Genomic DNA, 16,878 nt, shown 5'->3' with positions numbered 1-16,878 from the left:
AGCTGTGTTTCCCGTTTCACATGTTTTGTTTTTATCAGTGAACCGCGACGACCGGAACGTTTTCGATAAATATCTAATGATTCGCGAGAGCTTGGCTTTTTTCTACTTCTTACGCAAGACACTGCTAAAAAACCCATCGACGCCGCCGAACATATCAGGCGTCGTGCGAAGATCGCCATCGGCGTTGATAGCCGCTTCCATTCCGGGCCAATCCTCGCGGCGCACGGCAACGCGCTCCACGCCGGGATTTTCCGCCAGAACCTGAGCAATCATCTCCTCCCCTTCGGAAGGATCAAGGGAGCAATTGGAGAAGACCACGAGACCGCCGGGAACAACAAGGGTCAACGCCTGCCGCAGCATCTGGCCCTGAAGAGCGGCCAATTTGGCGATATCGTTCTCATCCTTGGTCCAGCAGACATCAGGATGTTTGCGAAGTGTCCCGGTGGAAGAACAGGGCGCATCAAGGAGAACCGCGTCAAATAGCTGTTCTGGCTGATACTTCAGCATATTCGCCTCCACCGTCTCGGCATTTAAGCCAAGTCGATCGAGATTTTCCCTAAGGCGACGAAGACGGTTGCCGGACTGATCCAGCGCCGTCACCCTGGCGCCCGCCAGCGCAAGCTGGGCAGTCTTGCCGCCCGGGGCCGCGCACAGATCGGCGACACGCTTGCCTGAGATATCGCCCAGCAGCCTGACAGGCATGCTCGCCGCAAGATCCTGAACCCACCATGCACCCTCGGCGAAACCTTCGAGCGATGGAATCTGCCCCTCAAATTCACCTAGTCGCACGCTGCCATTCGGCATCAGCGTACCGCCCAGTTTCTCCGCCCAAAGAGCGGGATACGCCTTGATCGTGAGATCAATGGAGGAGGGCGTCAGCTGCGCCTGGGAAATCCTTTGAGCTACCTCATTCCCGTAAGCCGAAACCAGCCGCGCGTAGAACCAGTCCGGCAGCACGGGAACATCGGCGACAGCCTTTTCGATCTCCGCTTTTTCACGACCGAGCCTTCTGAGAACGGCATTCACCAGCTTCACGAAACGCCGGTTACGCGGATCGCGGTGAGCTTGCTCCACGGCGAGATCGACAGCGGAATGATCAGGCACGTCGAGGTAAAGTATCTGGGCCGCACCGACGACAAGGACGTGATGCAGCGATCGCGCGCCCTGCGGCAGCGGCCCATCGAGCAATATCGATAATGCCGTTTCAATCCGGGGCAGGTGGCGAAGCGCGCTGTTGACGATGGCCCTTACCAGCGCCCGGTCGGCAAGCGATAGGGCTCGATAGACGGGATTGCCGTTCTCGCTATCAAGCATCCCATCCAGCGAGGTCTTCTTTTCCAGAACGGCCGCCAGAATGCGGGTGGCGGCAATGCGCGCGGCAAGGCCCGGCTTATCCTGGAAAGACGAAGGGCCGTCTTCACGGCCCCTCCCATTTGCCGGTCTCGGTTTTCTGGACCGCGCCGGCTTATTCTGAATATCGGATGTCAAGACCACGGCCCCTTGCGCTCGTTTTCATTGGCTTGTCCCCAGCCTGTTTTGGGAACAGAGCCTGATTTGCGCAGAGGTCTATCACCCGAGGGCTGCGGCGTCGATCCTCGCGGAGAAAACTCCTGCGCCATGGCCTGCAGCGCCGCCACGCGGTTTTCCGTGTTCGGATGCGTGGAAAAGAGATTGTCCATACGCTCGCCGGAAAGCGGATTGATGATGAACATATGCGCCGTTGCCGGGTTACGCTCCGCATCGTCATTGTGAATGCGCTGCGCCATGCCCGAAATCTTCTGCAGGGCGGAGGCAAGCCAGAGCGGGTTACCACAGATTTCCGCGCCGCGTCGGTCTGCGGAATATTCCCGCGTGCGACTGATCGCCATCTGCACCAGCATTGCCGCCAGCGGCGCGACGATCATCGCAACCAGCACACCGATAAATCCCAGTGGATTGTTGTTGTTCTCCCGATTACCGCCAAAGAAGAAGGCAAAATTGCCGAGCATGGAGATCGCGCCAGCCAGCGTGGCGGTGATTGTCATTGTCAGCGTATCCCGGTTCTGCACATGCGCGAGTTCATGCGCCATGACACCGGCCACTTCCTCAGGGGTCAGACGCTCCAGCAACCCGGTGGAAGCCGCAACAGCGGCGTTCTGCGGATTTCGTCCAGTCGCGAAGGCGTTGGGCTGCGGGCTGTCGTAGATATAGACCTTCGGCATTGGCAGGCCGGCATTCTGCGACAGATCGCGGATCATATGAAAAAACTCGGGCGCATTGGCCTCATCAATCTCCCGCGCATGATAGGCGGAGAGGACCATTTTGTCAGAATTCCAGTAGGAGAAAAGATTCATACCGGCCGCAATAAGCAGCGCAATCATCATGCCGCCCTTGCCGCCAATCAGAAAACCGACACCCATGAACAATGCGGTCATGAAGGCCAGAAGCATTGCCGTGCGCATCATGTTCATCCGTTAAACTCTCCTTCTCACTCACCGGGAATATTCCGGGGTTTATAAAGCCAATCAGATTATATAATCTGGTAAGCGGAAAACGTATTTCAATATCCCGTCATAGGGAGGATTTCATGCAAAATGCGGACAATGACAATGCCACGGACGGCAGCCTGGAAAGGGCCAAGCAGCTGTCGCCGGCGGCTCAACGGGCTTTGAAGGAAGCGGAAGAACGCCGCAGACAACAGGCGGATCTCCAGTTGCCGCCGGAAACCGGCGGTCGCGGCGGCGCTGAACCCGTACGTTTCGGTGATTACGAAATAAAGGGCCGGGCCATCGATTTTTGAGACCACAAACAAAAATACCCGCCAAAGGCGGGTATTTTATAATTAAAACAATTAGTTACTACTTTTGCTCAAGAAGACGGCATACCGCTTCAAGCTGTTCCAATGTCCGGTAACCGATACGGATCTGCCCGGATCCACCTTTGTGGCTGATCTTCACATCGAGTCCGAGAGCATCGGATAAGCTGCGTTCAAGCGCGATCGTGTCGGAATCCTTTTCCGCAGCAGGTCGCTTCTCCGCGACATCACCCTGCGACTTGATATCATTCTGCGCCAGGCGCTCGGCATCACGCACCGAAAGTCCCTTGGACACGATTGTTTTCGCAAGCGTCGCCGGATCGGATGTGGAAACAAGCGCACGCGCGTGACCTGCGGAAAGCGAACCATCCGCCAGCATATCACGTACCGGATCGGGAAGCTTGAGAAGCCTAAGGCTGTTGGCAACGTGGCTTCTGCTCTTGCCGATAATTTCGCCGAGATCATTCTGCGTATAGCCGTGTTCGGCGATCAGCTGTTCATATCCCATCGCTTCTTCGAGCGGATTAAGGTCTGAACGCTGTACGTTTTCGACAATCGCCAGTTCCAGCGCCGTGCGGTCATCCACATCACGAACAATGACGGGAACGTCGGTAAAGCCTGCCAGCTGCGCTGCGCGCCAGCGTCTTTCACCCGCAATAATCTCGTAACGGTTGACTCCAACCGTTCTCACGACCACAGGCTGAACGATTCCGTGCTGCCGAATCGAAGCTGCAAGGTCCTGCAACTCATTCTCATCGAAATGACGACGGGGGTTTCTTTGGCTGCGAGCGATGAATTCGATCGGAATGGTACGGTCAGCATTAACAGCGCGCTGAGGCTCACCCACCGGCACTGGTTGATCCATTTCTCCGATCAATGCAGCAAGACCGCGCCCTAGCCGACGCTTGGAAAGATCATCACTCATAAGATATTACTCCATACATTCCGGCAAACGTCAGGCGGCTTTACGCAGACGCTCTCTCTGGATCACTTCGGACGCCAGCTGCAAATAGGCCTGGCTACCGGCGCATTTCAGATCGTAAAGAATTGCCGGTTTACCATAAGAAGGCGCCTCGGAAACACGCACGTTGCGTGGAATGAGCGTGTGGTAAACCTTTTCTCCGAGATGCGTACGCACATCGGACACAACCTGTTGTGCAAGATTGTTTCGCGCGTCGAACATCGTCAGAACGATGCCCTGTATATCGAGCTGCGGGTTGACCGACCCGCGAATCTGACTGACCGTGTCCAGCAGCTGGCTAAGGCCTTCCAGCGCGAAGAACTCGCATTGCAACGGCACTAATACAGAATGCGCCGCCGTCATGGCATTCATGGTCAGAAGATTGAAAGAAGGGGGGCAGTCAACGAGAATATAGGAGTAACCTCTGGCTTCCTGTGTTTCCATGGCTGCGCGCAATAGAAAAACGCGGTTGGAAACATTCGCGACCTGCATCTCGAAACCGAGCAAATCCATCGTGGAAGGCACTATATCGAGATTAGGAACCGCCGTGGGAACAGCGACTTCCGCAACGCCATGATCCCCCACCAGAAGATCATAGGACGAAAGCTTGCGCTCCTTGCGATCGATTCCAAGGCCGGTACTCGCATTCCCCTGCGGGTCCAGATCTACGATCAGCACCCGCTCACCAATAGCCGCCAGCGCGGTAGCCAGATTGATGGCGGTGGTTGTTTTACCAACGCCACCTTTCTGGTTAGCAACTGCGATAATCCGGTTTTTTTCAAAAGTCATACCGCACCTGGCCAGTTCGTCAGCGCCTCAAAGTGAGGTTGCTGATTTCAAGAACAACAGAATCTGCCTCAATGGCACTCTGATGTTTTACCAGATCAAACTCCCAGCGACCATGTGCTTTCTGCACTTCGGAATCATAATCCCGGCCTTTATTAAAATAGGCCTTGAGATTTGGATTATTCTGCGCCCAGGGATGAATATAGTCGAAAAGCAGATCCAGTTCGGCGAGCGCACGCGCTGAAACGGCGTCGCAATTCTCGATGACTTCAGGCGCCGTTTCGATTCGGACCGGATGTACCGCACCTCTTGCGCCGGTTTCCTTCAGTGCAATTCGCAGGAATGCCGCTTTTTTATTGTTGCTTTCAACGAGATCGACCCAGCCATCGCCAAGCTCAGCTAGGAAAATTGCAGTGACGATGCCTGGGAATCCGCCGCCGCTTCCAAGATCGATCCAGTTTTTCGGGTGAGGGGAGAGCTGAAATATCTGCGCGCTATCGGCGACATGCCGGCTCCAGAGCTCGGTGAGAGTAGAGGGCGCGACCAGATTTGTGGTTCTGTTCCACTTCTTAAAAAACTCGACAAAATGTTCGAGTCTTTCCTGTGTTTCACGTGAAACACTCTGGCCGTTTATCTTCATAATCCGACTCGCTATTGGTGCATGCGTATTTTTTCATTTCGCGTTGCGGAGTCCTTCCGCAAAAGTGCGAGCAGCAGCGATATCGCAGCCGGTGTCATGCCGTCAACACGAGCGGCCTGCGCAATATTCTCAGGACGGGCTTTTTCCAGCTTTTGTTTAAGCTCATTGGAGAGGCCGGAGAGATCCTTGAAGTCGAAGTCATCGGGTATTTTTCTATCTTCATCCCGTTTTATATCAACGATGTCAGCGCTCTGCCTCTGCATATAGACCGCATAGCTCGCCTCGATGTGCAAGACATCGGCAACTTTTCTGTCCAGCGCTCCTAATTCCGGCCAATGTTCGGTGAGGGCCTCCAACGTCATATCGGGATAGGCGAGCAATTCATAAACGGAACGGCGCTGGCCATCCTGATTGAGTTTCAAACCCTGTTTTGCCGCTTGAGAGGGGCTGATGGAGATTGCCTTCATCAATTCCCGACCACGATCCAGATCGGAAATGAACTTCGCGAAGCGTTCCCGCCGCTCAAGACCAATGATACCCGCCATCTGGCCGACCGGTGTAAGTCGCAGATCCGCATTGTCCACGCGCAGAGAAAGGCGATACTCCGCTCTTGATGTAAACATGCGGTATGGTTCACTGACGCCCTTCGAGGTCAGATCATCGATCATGACACCGATATAGGACTCGGTGCGGCTGAAATAAACCGGATCGGTATCGCCCGCATAAAGCGAAGCATTCAGACCGGCCACAAGACCTTGAGCACCCGCCTCTTCATAACCCGTCGTGCCGTTGATCTGGCCAGCAAGAAACAGCCCCGGAATCTTGCGGCATTCCAGAGATGGCTTCAGCTCGCGCGGATCGACATAGTCATATTCGATCGCATAACCCGGCTGGAGAATCGTAACCTGTTCAAGCCCAGGTATCGTCCGGATAAATTGCTTCTGCACGGAAGCGGGCAGGGAAGTCGATATGCCGTTGGGATAGATCGTATGGTCATCGAGACCTTCCGGCTCAAGAAATATCTGGTGACCGTCCCGCTCACCGAAACGGGTGATTTTGTCCTCGATTGATGGGCAATAACGTGGACCAACCCCTTCGATCTGTCCGGAATACATCGCCGATAGATGAATATTCTCCTGAATGATCTTGTGACCTGCAGGCGTGGTGCGAGTGACGCCACATTCGATCTGGGGATTAACAATATGATCGGTCATGAAGGAAAACGGGACAGGATCCTCATCAGCCGCCTGACGATCCACCGCATTCCAGTCAATCGTACGCCCGTCCAGTCGGGCAGGGGTCCCTGTTTTCAGACGACCCATAACAAGACCGAGCCGCGAGAGCGTGTCCGAGAGACCTAGAGACGGCATTTCTCCTACGCGGCCCGCCGGAATCTTTTCGGAACCGATATGAATGAGACCACGTAGGAAGGTGCCACTCGTGAGCACAACGGCGCCGCAGGGAATCCGGCTACCGTTTTTCATGATGACCGCTGCGACCCGATCATCGGCCATTTCAATATCGAAAGCATCGCCCTCAATAACGGTCAGATTTCCAATCGCATCGATCTCACGCTGCATCGCCTCGCGATAAAGCCGTCGATCGGCCTGTGTACGCGGCCCGCGAACAGCGGGACCTTTCTTGCGATTGAGCATGCGGAACTGAATACCTGCCGCGTCGGCAACGCGGCCCATTAAACCATCCAGCGCATCGATCTCACGGACGAGATGCCCCTTGCCGAGGCCGCCAATAGCGGGGTTACAGGACATCACGCCAATCGTCTCGCGCTTGTGGGTCACAAGGGCGGTTTTCGCGCCATGCCTCGCAGCCGCGGCTGCGGCTTCGCTGCCCGCGTGACCACCACCAATTACAATGACATCGAATGACTGGTGCATATCCTTGCGCCCTGTTCCGTCAGCATCAACATCACGGTCTCAGCCGCCGATGTTTCACGTGAATCATTTTCCTATGCAGAATTCCGAGAAGATCACGCCCAGCAAATCTTCCACATCAACACAGCCAGTGATCCGTCCGAGCGATGTCGCGGCGAGCCTTAAATATTCCGACCTTATAGCAAGGTCAGGGGTCGCGGAATCGAGCGCATCACTAACATAGTTCAGCGTCTCTTCAAGTCGTTTTTTATGACGGGCACGGGCGGGAACCAAAGTCTGGCCGGCGCCGACACGCTTTTCTATCTCCTGCTTGAGCACCGAACGCAATTCGTTCAGGCCTATTCCTTCTTTGGCTGAGATAGACAAATCATATTGATCGTCCAATGTAGTGGGATGAAGTGCGGCTTTTGTTCTAACCCGGAGATAGCTCCGATTTTTGAATGATTCGAGAGATTGTTTCGGGGTCGAATCATTATCCTGCAGCAGTAGAATAAGATCCGCCGTTTCCGCCGTCAGAACCGCACGCCGAACGCCTTCCAGTTCCACGACATCCTGTGTTTCCCGTATTCCTGCCGTATCGAAGATCCGGACCAGATAACCTTCCAGATTGATGTCGACACTCAAGACATCTCTCGTCGTGCCGGCAATGTCGGTGACGATCGCAACGTCTCGGCCGCTGAGGGCATTCAAGAGGGTGGATTTGCCCGCGTTCGGTTCGCCAACGAGCGCAACCTTGAACCCGTCACGAATGATTTCGCCACTTCCGCCTCCCTGGAGATGATCCTGGATTTCCCCGCGCAACTGCGCCACTGCGTCCCAGACCTGTGCAGCCACCGAATCCGGAACATCCTCTTCGTCTGCAAAGTCCAGTTCCGCTTCTATAAGGGCGCGAGCCCGTGTCAGGCGACTGGCCCAGCCATCATAGAGCGCCGATAATTTACCGGTGCTCTGTTCCACCGCCAGCCGCCGCTGCATTTCCGTCTCGGCCTGCAACAGGTCTGCCAGACCTTCGACCTCAAGGAGGTCCATCTTCCCGTTATCGAGGGCTCTACGGGAAAATTCGCCAGCGTCGGCAGTTCGAAATCCCTCAAGGTTTTCGAGTTCGGTAAAAATCGAAGCCATAACCGCGCGACTGCCGTGGCTATGAATTTCGACGCAATCCTCGCTGGTAAAAGAATTAGGCGCTGGAAAGGTGATTACCAGCGCCTGGTCGATCACCTCATTATTTCGATTCCGAATCGAGCAGAGGGTGGCCTTTCGTGGTGATGGAAGCTCCCGACCCGTCAGCATTTTCAAGGCATCAAAAGCCCCTGGCCCGCTGATCCTGAGAACAGCGACGCCAGCCGGCAAGGCACCGCTGGAAAGCGCATAGATCGTATCGGCGGAAGCTGCCATCATTTACCTCTGTCTAAAACAGTCAAGCCGCATCCGAGTGAACGGATACGGCTCTACAGATTTTGTGATGAATCCGGCTAAAAGTTCGGATCAGGTATTCATCGATTCGAAGAAATCGGAATTGGTCTTTGTCTGCTTCAGCTTGTCGATCAGGAATTCGATGGCGTCCATCGTTCCCATCGGCGCGAGAATACGGCGAAGAACGAAAATCTTCTGCAGATCCTGGCGCGGCACCAGCAGGTCTTCCTTACGCGTACCGGATTTGAGAATATCCAGCGCCGGGAAGATACGCTTGTCGGCAACCTTGCGGTCTAGCACGATTTCCGAGTTACCGGTACCCTTGAATTCTTCGAAGATGACTTCGTCCATACGGCTACCGGTATCGATCAGCGCCGTGGCTATAATCGTCAGCGAGCCGCCTTCCTCGATATTACGGGCAGCACCGAAGAAACGCTTCGGGCGCTGCAGGGCATTGGCGTCCACACCACCGGTCAGGACCTTGCCGGAGGAGGGAACGACCGTGTTGTAGGCCCGGCCAAGACGGGTGATGGAATCGAGCAGGATGACAACGTCGCGGCCGTGTTCGACCAGACGCTTCGCCTTTTCGATGACCATCTCAGCGACTTGGACGTGACGGACTGCCGGCTCGTCAAAGGTGGAGGAAACAACCTCACCCTTCACGGAACGCTGCATGTCGGTCACTTCTTCCGGACGCTCATCGATCAGGAGAACGATCAGATAGCATTCCGGATGGTTTGCCGTGATGGAATGGGCGATGTTCTGCAGCAGAACAGTCTTACCCGTGCGCGGCGGCGCCACGATCAAGCCGCGCTGGCCCTTGCCGAGCGGTGCGACGAGGTCGATCACACGCGACGATAGGTCCTTGGAGGTCGGAACATCCAGTTCCATCTTGAAGCGCTCATTCGGGTAGAGCGGCGTCAGATTGTCGAAGTGAACCTTGTGGCGGATCTTTTCGGGATCGTCGAAATTGATCGTGTTGACCTTGAGAAGTGCGAAATAACGCTCGCCTTCCTTGGGGCCGCGGATCGGGCCTTCGACGGTATCACCGGTCTTCAGCGAGAACCGGCGGATCTGCGAAGGCGAAATATAGATATCGTCCGGACCGGGCAGATAGTTTGCATTTGCGGACCGCAGGAACCCGAAACCGTCCTGCAGGACTTCAACGACGCCTTCGCCGATTATTTCGATGTCCTGGCTCGCGAGAACCCTGAGGATTGCGAACATAAGCTCCTGCTTGCGCATGGTGCTCGCATTTTCAACTTCCAGGGATTCAGCAAAAGTCAGCAAGTCGGTAGGCGATTTGCTCTTAAGTTCCTGAAGCTTCATTTCAGCCATGAAGGAAAGACCGTTTGATAATGTAATTTGGGGGAGGGCGTGTTCGCGAATCAGATGCTGTGGGAGATACCGCAGATGACTGAATAATTCACATGCCACGAAGATGAGTGGTCCGAAAATAGCGATTGAACACGGCCGCTGCAAGAGGAAAGCACGAATTCCGCGAAATTTATCGTCGCATCGTCTTAACCGAAGGGTTTCACAACCACAAGTATGACAATCAGGATCATCAGTACGGTCGGAACTTCGTTCATCAACCGCCAGTGACGGGCAGGTCTTGTATTTTCATCCCGCGCAAAACGCTTCGCGCTGCGGGTGAAATAAACATGCGTCGCGGTCAAAAGCACCACCAGCCCGATTTTCGCATGCAGCCAGCCGCCGGAAAAACCATAAACCGACCATGCGAGATAAAGCCCCAACGTCCAGGATATCATCATTGCCGGGTTCATGATGACCTTGATCAGCCGCTGCTCCATGACCTTGAAGGTTTCGGATTGCTGCGAACCGGCGGGCGCATCGGTGTGGTAGATGAAAAGCCGCGGCAGGTAAAAAATTGCCGCCATCCAGGAAATCACGGCGATGATATGCAGCGCCTTGATCCAGAGATAAAGATCGGCCGGATCGGCATAAAATAACAGGGCGACGAAAGCGGCAAAGACGCCAAGCGCGATGCCGGCGCGCGCAGCCGCCCGGTTGCCGGAAGGGGCGGAGGTTTGTTTTTCGTCGCTCATGCCCCGGCTCCGCCGCCGCGCACGCGCTGCACCAGCCGGGTCACGTTTTCCGGGTCGGCCTGGGGGGTAATGCCATGGCCCAGATTGAAGATCAGCGGACCCTGTCCCAGCGCCTGCAGCACGGCATCGATGCCATCCTGCAAGGCCTTGCCGCCGGCCACCATCAGCATGGGGTCCAGATTGCCCTGCACAGGGCCTTCCTTCTGCAAGTCTCTGGCGAAACCGAGCGGCACAGACCAATCGAGCCCGATGGCGTCGGCGCCCGTCTTGCGGCGATAATCTTTGAGAAGATAACCAGCTCCTTTGGCGAAGGCGATGATCTTTGCCGAGGGCCGGCGGGCGCGCACCGATGCGATAATGCGGGCGACCGGCTTTATCGCATAGTCCTCGAATTCCTTTTCACCGAGCACACCGGCCCAGGAATCGAAAATCTGAACCGCATCGGCGCCGGCGTCGATCTGCGCCACCAGATAATCGGCGGAAACATCGGCAAGAAAAGCCAGCAGCTTTTCCATAGCGGCCGGCTCCTGATAACCGAACAGCCGCGCCGGAGCCTGATCCGGTGTTCCATGTCCCGCGATCATGTAGGTCGCAACCGTCCAGGGCGCGCCGCAAAAGCCGAGAAGCGTCGTTTCCTCCGGCAAGGTCTTACGCAAACGGGAGACGGTTTCGAAAACAGGCGAAAGATGCGCCATGACATTTGCGGCATCCAGCTTCTCGATACCACTGACATCGATTGGGTCCATGGCAGGACCTTTGCCTTCGCTGAAGGAGACGTTGCGGTGAAGCGCGTCGGGTATCACCAGAATATCGGAAAAGAGAATTGCGGCATCCAGCCCGAACCGGCGAATGGGCTGGAGAGTAACCTCCGTCGCCAACTCGGGATTATAACAGAGATCGAGAAAACTTCCGGCACTCTTCCGCGTTTCCCGATACTCGGGAAGATAGCGCCCTGCCTGTCGCATCAGCCAAATGGGCGGCGGTGTGACCGTCTGCCCGTTCAACACTGTCATAACCTTGCGTTCGCTCATCACACCCAGCTTCTAAAAAATAAAATCAAAGAGATTTAAAAGATTTTCTATTTCTTAGAGTCTGTGGGTAGCAAGGATTAAAATCATTCCAGTCGAAATGCCGCAGTCGCAGTGTCTGTCTGATTACTGAGGATATCGTCGATGTGATGGTTTTAAAATAATCCGGAAAACCAAAATTTATTGAATTGTTTCATTTAGTTATAGCTGAGACAGAAAACCGCATGTCTGTGGATAATCTGGGGAGAGTTATTGAACAACTCCACATTCTTCAAATAATTCACAGGTGCGCCGGCGATGATTGAAGCCACTTGCGGATTGTGGAAAAACACCACTTTATTCACGGCGCGGTTCGGCCCGCAGGGCAATTCGGGGATTTGTCCCGGTTTATCAACAGCGGGAGAAAAACAGCGTGGAGAACAAAAAAAGCTTCTTCCATCTGCACCTGATTTCGGACTCAACGGGAGAGACTCTGATGTCGGCCGGTCGCGCCGTTTCGGCCCAGTTCCACGCCTCAATGCCGGTGGAACATGTTTATCCGATGATCCGCAACCAGAAACAGCTCGCGCAGGTGGTCGACCTCATCGACAAGGAACCGGGCATCGTTCTCTACACAATCGTCGATCAACAACTGGCGGAGTTTCTGGATCTGCGGTGCCATACGATCGGTGTGCCGTGCGTCAATGTCCTGGAACCGATCATAGGCATCTTCCAGACCTATCTCGGTGCGCCCTCCAGACGGCGCGTTGGCGCGCAGCACGCGTTGAACGCGGACTATTTTGCCCGGATCGAGGCGCTTAATTTCGCCATGGATCATGATGATGGGCAAATGCCGGAGACCTATGACGAGGCTGATATTGTCATCATCGGCATCAGCCGCACATCGAAAACACCAACCAGCATCTATCTCGCCAACAGGGGAATAAAGACCGCCAATATTCCTGTTGTTCCCAATGTACCGCTGCCCGAAAGCCTCTATGCCGCCACCCGGCCGCTGATTGTGGGCCTGGTCGCGACATCGGATCGCATATCGCAGGTGCGTGAAAATCGGGAGCTGGGCGCGACGGGCGGATTTGACAGCGGGCGTTACACGGATCGCGCCACCATCATGGAAGAGCTGAAATATGCGCGCGCGCTCTGCGCCCGCAATAATTGGCCGCTGATCGATGTCACACGCCGCTCCATCGAGGAAACGGCCGCCGCGATCCTTGCACTCCGCTCGAGGACGCGATAATCCGGATCGCACCATTCGGAGCAGACAGTCGATGAAACAAGAGTTGATCCTCGCCTCGTCCAGCGCATCCCGTCAGATGCTGATGCGCAATGCGGGGCTGACATTTTCGGCAATTCCGGCCGATATTGACGAGCGTGCGCTCGATGAACAGCTGGAACGAGACGGCGCCAGCCCGGAAGAGGTTGCACTGGAACTTGCCAAGGCCAAGGCTCTTGCGGTCGGCGCGCTCCATCCGGAAGCACTGGTTCTCGGCTGCGACCAGACCATGGCGCTTGGTGCCCGTGTCTATCACAAGCCAAAAACCATGACGGAGGCCAAGGCGCATCTGCTCTCATTATCCGGCAAGGTGCATCGCCTTAACAGCGCTGCCGTTCTTGTCCGACATGGGGAGGTGGTGTGGCAGACCATTTCCAGCGCCGAGCTAGCCGTCCGAACATTAAGCGCGGAATTTGTCGCCCGTCATCTTCAACGGGTGGGCGACAAGGCCTTGAGCAGTGTCGGTGCTTATCAGCTCGAGGGCGAGGGAATCCAGCTATTCACCTCGATCGACGGTGATTATTTTACCATTCTCGGCCTGCCGCTTCTGCCGCTTTTATCGAAACTGCGCGACATGGATGTCATCGATGGCTGATTCACGTGAAACATTAACCATAAACGCCTTCGTTGTCGGTTACCCCATCAAGCATTCCCGATCACCTATCATCCATTCTTACTGGTTGAAGAAATTCGGGATTGCCGGTTCCTATAAGGCCGTTGAAGTCTCTCCCGATGATTTCGCAAATTTCATTGCAGCGCTGAAGGAAGGCAAACCGGGCACGCCTGTAGGCGGCAATGTCACTATTCCCCATAAGGAAGCGGCCTATCGGCTGGCAGATAAACCCGACGCTCTGGCGGAAGAACTCGGCGCCGCCAACACTGTCTGGATGGAGGAGGGCAGTCTTCGCGCCACCAATACGGATGGTTACGGTTTCGTCGCCAATCTCGATGAGCGGCACCCGGGCTGGGACAAGACCGAGCGGGCCGTGATTTTGGGTGCCGGTGGCGCAAGCCGGGCGGTTATTCAGTCCCTGCGTGATCGTGGTATTGCCGAGATCCATGTCCTGAACCGTACCGTCGAGCGTGCGCGCGAACTGGCTGACCGTTTTGGGCCGCGGGTCTTTTCCCACCCCCAGGCAGCGCTTCATGAGGTCATGCAGGGCGCCGGGCTTTTCGTGAACACGACATCGCTCGGCATGGATGGAACAGAAGCGCCGCATCTCGATTTTTCGCCGCTGGCCGCCCAGGCCGTCGTGACCGATATCGTCTATGTGCCTTTAAAGACCCCGATCCTGAAAATGGCGCAAGAGCAGGGCATTGCGACAGTCGACGGATTAGGCATGTTGCTTCATCAGGCAAAACCCGGTTTCAGGCGATGGTTCGGCAAAATGCCTGAGGTCGATGAAACCCTGCGTTCTCTCATCATCGAGGACATGGAGAAACATTGATGATCGTCATCGGTCTTACCGGCTCGATTGGAATGGGAAAAACGACGACCGCCAAGCTGTTTGCCGGGGAAGGGGTCCCAGTTCTCGATTCGGATGAGGTCGTGCATGGGCTATACCGGACCGAAGCAGTTCCGCTGATCGAGGCAGCCTTTCCCGGTACCACCGTTTCCGGTGTGGTGGACAGGCAGAAACTCGGCGATGTCTTACGGAAGAATCCGGCTAATTTTGGCAGGTTAGAGGAAATCGTGCATCCGCTGGTGCGCAAGAGGCAGGACGCTTTTCTGGCTGCGGCAAGGAAAGACGATCGGCAATTCGCCCTCCTCGATATTCCCCTGCTGTTCGAAACCGGTGCGGAAAGCCGCGTCAATAAAGTCGTGGTGGTAAGTTGTGCGCCGGAGATTCAGCGAGAGCGGGTTTTGTCCCGACCCGGCATGACGGAAGAGAAATTCGAAATGATACTCGCGCGACAGACGCCCGATGCGGAGAAGCGCCGGCGCGCCGATTTTATCGTCGATTCCGGAAGTGGTGTCGAAGCAGCACGGGATCAGGTAAGAGAGATATTGCAGAAACTGGCCGCTGAGTCGCGCCGCGGAGAGATGAATGCGTGAGATCATTTTCGATACGGAAACCACGGGCCTTGAATCGAAGCTGGACCGTGTGATTGAAATCGGCGGTATCGAGCTAATCAACCACTTTCCTACCGGCCGCACGCTGCATCTTTATATCAGCCCGGAAGATCGCAAGGTTCATCCCGACGCGCTTGCCGTTCACGGCATTACCGACGAGTTTCTGAAAGACAAACCGAAATTCGCCGAAGTCGTCGACCAGATTCGCGACTTCTTCGATGGTGCGCGCTGGGTGGCGCACAATGCCACATTCGACATGGGCTTCATCAACGCGGAATTCGCACGCCTCGGCATCGAACCGGTGTCCGCCGAGCTGGTGACGGACACGCTTTCGCTTGCCCGCCGCAAGCATCCTATGGGGCCGAACTCGCTGGATGCGCTTTGCCGGCGTTACGGTATCGATAATTCCCACCGTACCAAGCACGGCGCGCTTCTCGACTCCGAACTGCTGGCCGAAGTCTATATTGAGATGATCGGCGGGCGTCAGACGGCGCTCGGTTTCGGTTCCGCCGCCAAGCAGGAAACTATTGTCATCGAGGACGATGTGCCGCTTGAGCCGCTGCAACGGCCGAGCCCCTTGCCCTCAAGACTGGATGCGGAAACGGTCGCGGCCCATGGCAAGCTCGTTCTCGGCATGGGCGACAAGGCAATCTGGAACCGCTACCAGAATTGACGCCTGCTGAGGCGTTGAAATGGTACTCTGGCCAAAGAAAAACCCGGGCGAAGAACCCGGGTTTTGTTTTATCTGCAATGCCGCGCGGTGGGCGCCGCTTAGTTCGGTACAGCCTGAACCTGGGCCTTGGCCTGTTCTTCGGCAACGCGCTGCGCAAACATCTGCGCGAAATCGATCGGGTCGATCATCAGCGGCGGGAAGCCGCCATTGCGGGTGACGTCGGCGATGATCTGGCGGGCGAAGGGGAACAGCAGGCGCGGGCACTCGATGAAGAGTACCGGCAGCATATGTTCCTGCGGGAAGCCGGCAATGCGGAACACGCCGCCATAAACCAGCTCGGCCGCAAACAGGACCTTGTCGCCATCCTTGGCTTCCGCATTCAGTGTCAGGACAACGTCGAAATCCGAGCCGGAGATCGGGTTTGCGTTGACGTTGACATTGATGTTGATCGAAGGCGCATTCTCACGGGCCTGAAGCGAACGGGGAGCACCCGGATTTTCGAAGGAAAGATCCTTGATGTACTGGGCAAGAATGTTGAGGGAAGGACTTACTGCGCCCTGTGCACCATTTTCAGCGGTCATTACGTTTCCTCACGGCGTGAATTCGTGGAAGGCGGTCTATCATTTCGACCGGGGGCTTACAACCCTTCGTGATCGGGTCATGGTGATCCATTCCGCCCGGGATCAGGGTTTGGGCAGGTCGCGATCATCAGGTTTGCGCGACCATGGGGAACCCTTTGGCTCCTCGCGGTGAAACTCCTCTTCATCAAGATCCACCACCTTCGAATTGCCCGCATGTCCCGGACCATTGCGAAAGCCGGAAAAATCACCGGGCTGAGGACCGGCTTGCTGGCCGGGCCGCCTAAACGAACCCGCAACGACGACCCGCGGTCCGAAGGCTTTCCAGAAAAAACGCCGTACGACCGGCGACAGAAGCAGAAGGCCGAGAATGTCGGTAATGAAGCCGGGAATGATAAGCAGGATCCCGGCAACGACGCGCATGGCTCCATTCACCAGCTCATCCGCCGGCTGCGCGCCGGTACGGCCCGCATCCTGAAGGTTTCTCACCATGCCGATGCCGCCGAGACGCAGGATCAGGAGCCCCAGAAACGACGTGAACAGGACAAGCGCCAATGTCAGCCACAAGCCGATCGCTTTACCGACGATAATGAAGCCGGCAATTTCGAGAATGGGCATCATCAGGATGACGATGGGGAGAAAGGAAAAACGCATCTTCTAGCCTTGCGTGTGCATCTCTGGCAGATTGCCGGTTCCCGGG

Annotated in this window: 18 protein-coding genes; 6 read left to right on the top strand and 12 right to left on the bottom strand. The window is 55.9% G+C overall.

What is annotated here, in order from left to right; genetic code table 11:
* Positions 1-102: 102 nt before the first annotated feature.
* Positions 103-1,488: an RsmB/NOP family class I SAM-dependent RNA methyltransferase gene (locus WDZ78_RS15480; protein ID WP_425673516.1), complete on the bottom strand. Its 1,386-nt coding sequence runs from the start codon at positions 1,486-1,488 to the stop codon at positions 103-105.
* The gene (gene htpX, locus WDZ78_RS15475; protein ID WP_425673515.1) at positions 1,485-2,450 is read right to left on the bottom strand and encodes a zinc metalloprotease HtpX; all 966 of its coding nucleotides are present in this window, start codon (positions 2,448-2,450) and stop codon (positions 1,485-1,487) included. Before htpX ends, WDZ78_RS15480 begins: the two co-directional genes overlap by 4 nt.
* Positions 2,451-2,566: 116 nt before the next feature.
* Here htpX and WDZ78_RS15470 point away from each other — a divergent pair, with 116 nt between their 5' ends.
* The gene (locus WDZ78_RS15470; protein WP_425673514.1) at positions 2,567-2,779 is read left to right on the top strand and encodes a DUF1674 domain-containing protein; all 213 of its coding nucleotides are present in this window, start codon (positions 2,567-2,569) and stop codon (positions 2,777-2,779) included.
* Between the two features lie 58 nt (positions 2,780-2,837).
* On the opposite strand, the gene WDZ78_RS15465 is transcribed toward WDZ78_RS15470, so the two are convergent.
* From WDZ78_RS15465 to hemE, 8 genes are all read right to left on the bottom strand, one after another.
* Positions 2,838-3,719, bottom strand: coding sequence for a ParB/RepB/Spo0J family partition protein (locus WDZ78_RS15465; RefSeq protein WP_003505321.1), 882 nt, complete (start codon positions 3,717-3,719; stop codon positions 2,838-2,840).
* A 30-nt stretch (positions 3,720-3,749) separates the two neighbouring features.
* A complete protein-coding gene (locus tag WDZ78_RS15460; RefSeq protein ID WP_003505322.1) occupies positions 3,750-4,544 on the bottom strand; it encodes a ParA family protein in 795 nt (264 codons plus the stop codon).
* A 19-nt stretch (positions 4,545-4,563) separates the two neighbouring features.
* Positions 4,564-5,181, bottom strand: a complete 618-nt coding sequence (rsmG, locus tag WDZ78_RS15455) for a 16S rRNA (guanine(527)-N(7))-methyltransferase RsmG (protein ID WP_425673513.1) — start codon at positions 5,179-5,181, stop codon at positions 4,564-4,566.
* 11 nt (positions 5,182-5,192) lie between these two features.
* Positions 5,193-7,076, bottom strand: coding sequence for a tRNA uridine-5-carboxymethylaminomethyl(34) synthesis enzyme MnmG (gene mnmG, locus WDZ78_RS15450; RefSeq protein WP_425673512.1), 1,884 nt, complete (start codon positions 7,074-7,076; stop codon positions 5,193-5,195).
* Between the two features lie 63 nt (positions 7,077-7,139).
* On the bottom strand, positions 7,140-8,471 hold the full coding sequence (gene mnmE, locus WDZ78_RS15445) for a tRNA uridine-5-carboxymethylaminomethyl(34) synthesis GTPase MnmE (RefSeq protein ID WP_425673511.1): 1,332 nt from the start codon (positions 8,469-8,471) through the stop codon (positions 7,140-7,142).
* Positions 8,472-8,558: 87 nt separating this feature from the next.
* Complete coding sequence (gene rho / locus WDZ78_RS15440) at positions 8,559-9,824, bottom strand: transcription termination factor Rho (protein WP_425673510.1); 1,266 nt, start codon at positions 9,822-9,824, stop codon at positions 8,559-8,561.
* Between the two features lie 185 nt (positions 9,825-10,009).
* The gene (gene hemJ / locus WDZ78_RS15435) at positions 10,010-10,555 is read right to left on the bottom strand and encodes a protoporphyrinogen oxidase HemJ (protein WP_425673509.1); all 546 of its coding nucleotides are present in this window, start codon (positions 10,553-10,555) and stop codon (positions 10,010-10,012) included.
* On the bottom strand, positions 10,552-11,586 hold the full coding sequence (hemE, locus tag WDZ78_RS15430) for a uroporphyrinogen decarboxylase (protein WP_425673508.1): 1,035 nt from the start codon (positions 11,584-11,586) through the stop codon (positions 10,552-10,554). Before hemE ends, hemJ begins: the two co-directional genes overlap by 4 nt.
* Before the next feature lie 409 nt (positions 11,587-11,995).
* On the opposite strand from hemE, the gene WDZ78_RS15425 reads away from it, so the two are divergent.
* Genes WDZ78_RS15425 through dnaQ form a run of 5 tightly spaced genes read left to right on the top strand, consistent with a single transcriptional unit; the run spans position 11,996 to position 15,600 of the window.
* The gene (locus WDZ78_RS15425; RefSeq protein ID WP_425673507.1) at positions 11,996-12,817 is read left to right on the top strand and encodes a pyruvate, water dikinase regulatory protein; all 822 of its coding nucleotides are present in this window, start codon (positions 11,996-11,998) and stop codon (positions 12,815-12,817) included.
* A 31-nt stretch (positions 12,818-12,848) separates the two neighbouring features.
* On the top strand, positions 12,849-13,448 hold the full coding sequence (locus tag WDZ78_RS15420; RefSeq protein ID WP_425673506.1) for a Maf-like protein: 600 nt from the start codon (positions 12,849-12,851) through the stop codon (positions 13,446-13,448).
* A complete protein-coding gene (locus tag WDZ78_RS15415; protein WP_425673505.1) occupies positions 13,441-14,301 on the top strand; it encodes a shikimate dehydrogenase in 861 nt (286 codons plus the stop codon). Before WDZ78_RS15420 ends, WDZ78_RS15415 begins: the two co-directional genes overlap by 8 nt.
* Positions 14,301-14,909 carry a dephospho-CoA kinase gene (gene coaE, locus WDZ78_RS15410; RefSeq protein ID WP_425673504.1) on the top strand — a complete coding sequence of 203 codons (609 nt, stop codon included), beginning with the start codon at positions 14,301-14,303 and terminating at the stop codon, positions 14,907-14,909. The genes WDZ78_RS15415 and coaE overlap by 1 nt, the downstream gene beginning before the upstream one ends.
* A complete protein-coding gene (dnaQ, locus tag WDZ78_RS15405) occupies positions 14,902-15,600 on the top strand; it encodes a DNA polymerase III subunit epsilon (protein ID WP_020010703.1) in 699 nt (232 codons plus the stop codon). Before coaE ends, dnaQ begins: the two co-directional genes overlap by 8 nt.
* A 98-nt stretch (positions 15,601-15,698) precedes the next feature.
* Here the strand turns inward: dnaQ and secB are convergent, their stop codons facing one another.
* The gene (gene secB / locus WDZ78_RS15400; protein ID WP_004444254.1) at positions 15,699-16,181 is read right to left on the bottom strand and encodes a protein-export chaperone SecB; all 483 of its coding nucleotides are present in this window, start codon (positions 16,179-16,181) and stop codon (positions 15,699-15,701) included.
* 102 nt (positions 16,182-16,283) lie between these two features.
* A complete protein-coding gene (locus tag WDZ78_RS15395) occupies positions 16,284-16,832 on the bottom strand; it encodes an FxsA family protein (RefSeq protein WP_020010702.1) in 549 nt (182 codons plus the stop codon).
* Positions 16,833-16,878 lie beyond the last annotated feature (46 nt).

The sequence above is a fragment of the Agrobacterium sp. M50-1 genome (assembly GCF_049843495.1).
GTDB classification, from domain to species: Bacteria; Pseudomonadota; Alphaproteobacteria; order Rhizobiales; family Rhizobiaceae; genus Agrobacterium; species Agrobacterium radiobacter.
This window is presented reverse-complemented; position numbering and strand designations above follow the sequence as displayed.

What these genes read in the sequence shown, in the direction of transcription:
- htpX (WP_425673515.1), bottom strand. Translation starts at nt 2,450, where the DNA reads ATGAACATGATGCGCACGGCAATGCTTCTGGCCTTCATGACCGCATTG.
- hemE (WP_425673508.1), bottom strand. Translation starts at nt 11,586, where the DNA reads ATGAGCGAACGCAAGGTTATGACAGTGTTGAACGGGCAGACGGTCACA.
- WDZ78_RS15420 (WP_425673506.1), top strand. Translation starts at nt 12,849, where the DNA reads ATGAAACAAGAGTTGATCCTCGCCTCGTCCAGCGCATCCCGTCAGATG.
- WDZ78_RS15460 (WP_003505322.1), bottom strand. Translation starts at nt 4,544, where the DNA reads ATGACTTTTGAAAAAAACCGGATTATCGCAGTTGCTAACCAGAAAGGT.
- WDZ78_RS15470 (WP_425673514.1), top strand. Translation starts at nt 2,567, where the DNA reads ATGCAAAATGCGGACAATGACAATGCCACGGACGGCAGCCTGGAAAGG.
- mnmE (WP_425673511.1), bottom strand. Translation starts at nt 8,471, where the DNA reads ATGATGGCAGCTTCCGCCGATACGATCTATGCGCTTTCCAGCGGTGCC.
- WDZ78_RS15465 (WP_003505321.1), bottom strand. Translation starts at nt 3,719, where the DNA reads ATGAGTGATGATCTTTCCAAGCGTCGGCTAGGGCGCGGTCTTGCTGCA.
- WDZ78_RS15395 (WP_020010702.1), bottom strand. Translation starts at nt 16,832, where the DNA reads ATGCGTTTTTCCTTTCTCCCCATCGTCATCCTGATGATGCCCATTCTC.
- secB (WP_004444254.1), bottom strand. Translation starts at nt 16,181, where the DNA reads ATGACCGCTGAAAATGGTGCACAGGGCGCAGTAAGTCCTTCCCTCAAC.
- WDZ78_RS15415 (WP_425673505.1), top strand. Translation starts at nt 13,441, where the DNA reads ATGGCTGATTCACGTGAAACATTAACCATAAACGCCTTCGTTGTCGGT.
- rsmG (WP_425673513.1), bottom strand. Translation starts at nt 5,181, where the DNA reads ATGAAGATAAACGGCCAGAGTGTTTCACGTGAAACACAGGAAAGACTC.
- hemJ (WP_425673509.1), bottom strand. Translation starts at nt 10,555, where the DNA reads ATGAGCGACGAAAAACAAACCTCCGCCCCTTCCGGCAACCGGGCGGCT.
- rho (WP_425673510.1), bottom strand. Translation starts at nt 9,824, where the DNA reads ATGGCTGAAATGAAGCTTCAGGAACTTAAGAGCAAATCGCCTACCGAC.
- coaE (WP_425673504.1), top strand. Translation starts at nt 14,301, where the DNA reads ATGATCGTCATCGGTCTTACCGGCTCGATTGGAATGGGAAAAACGACG.
- dnaQ (WP_020010703.1), top strand. Translation starts at nt 14,902, where the DNA reads ATGCGTGAGATCATTTTCGATACGGAAACCACGGGCCTTGAATCGAAG.
- mnmG (WP_425673512.1), bottom strand. Translation starts at nt 7,076, where the DNA reads ATGCACCAGTCATTCGATGTCATTGTAATTGGTGGTGGTCACGCGGGC.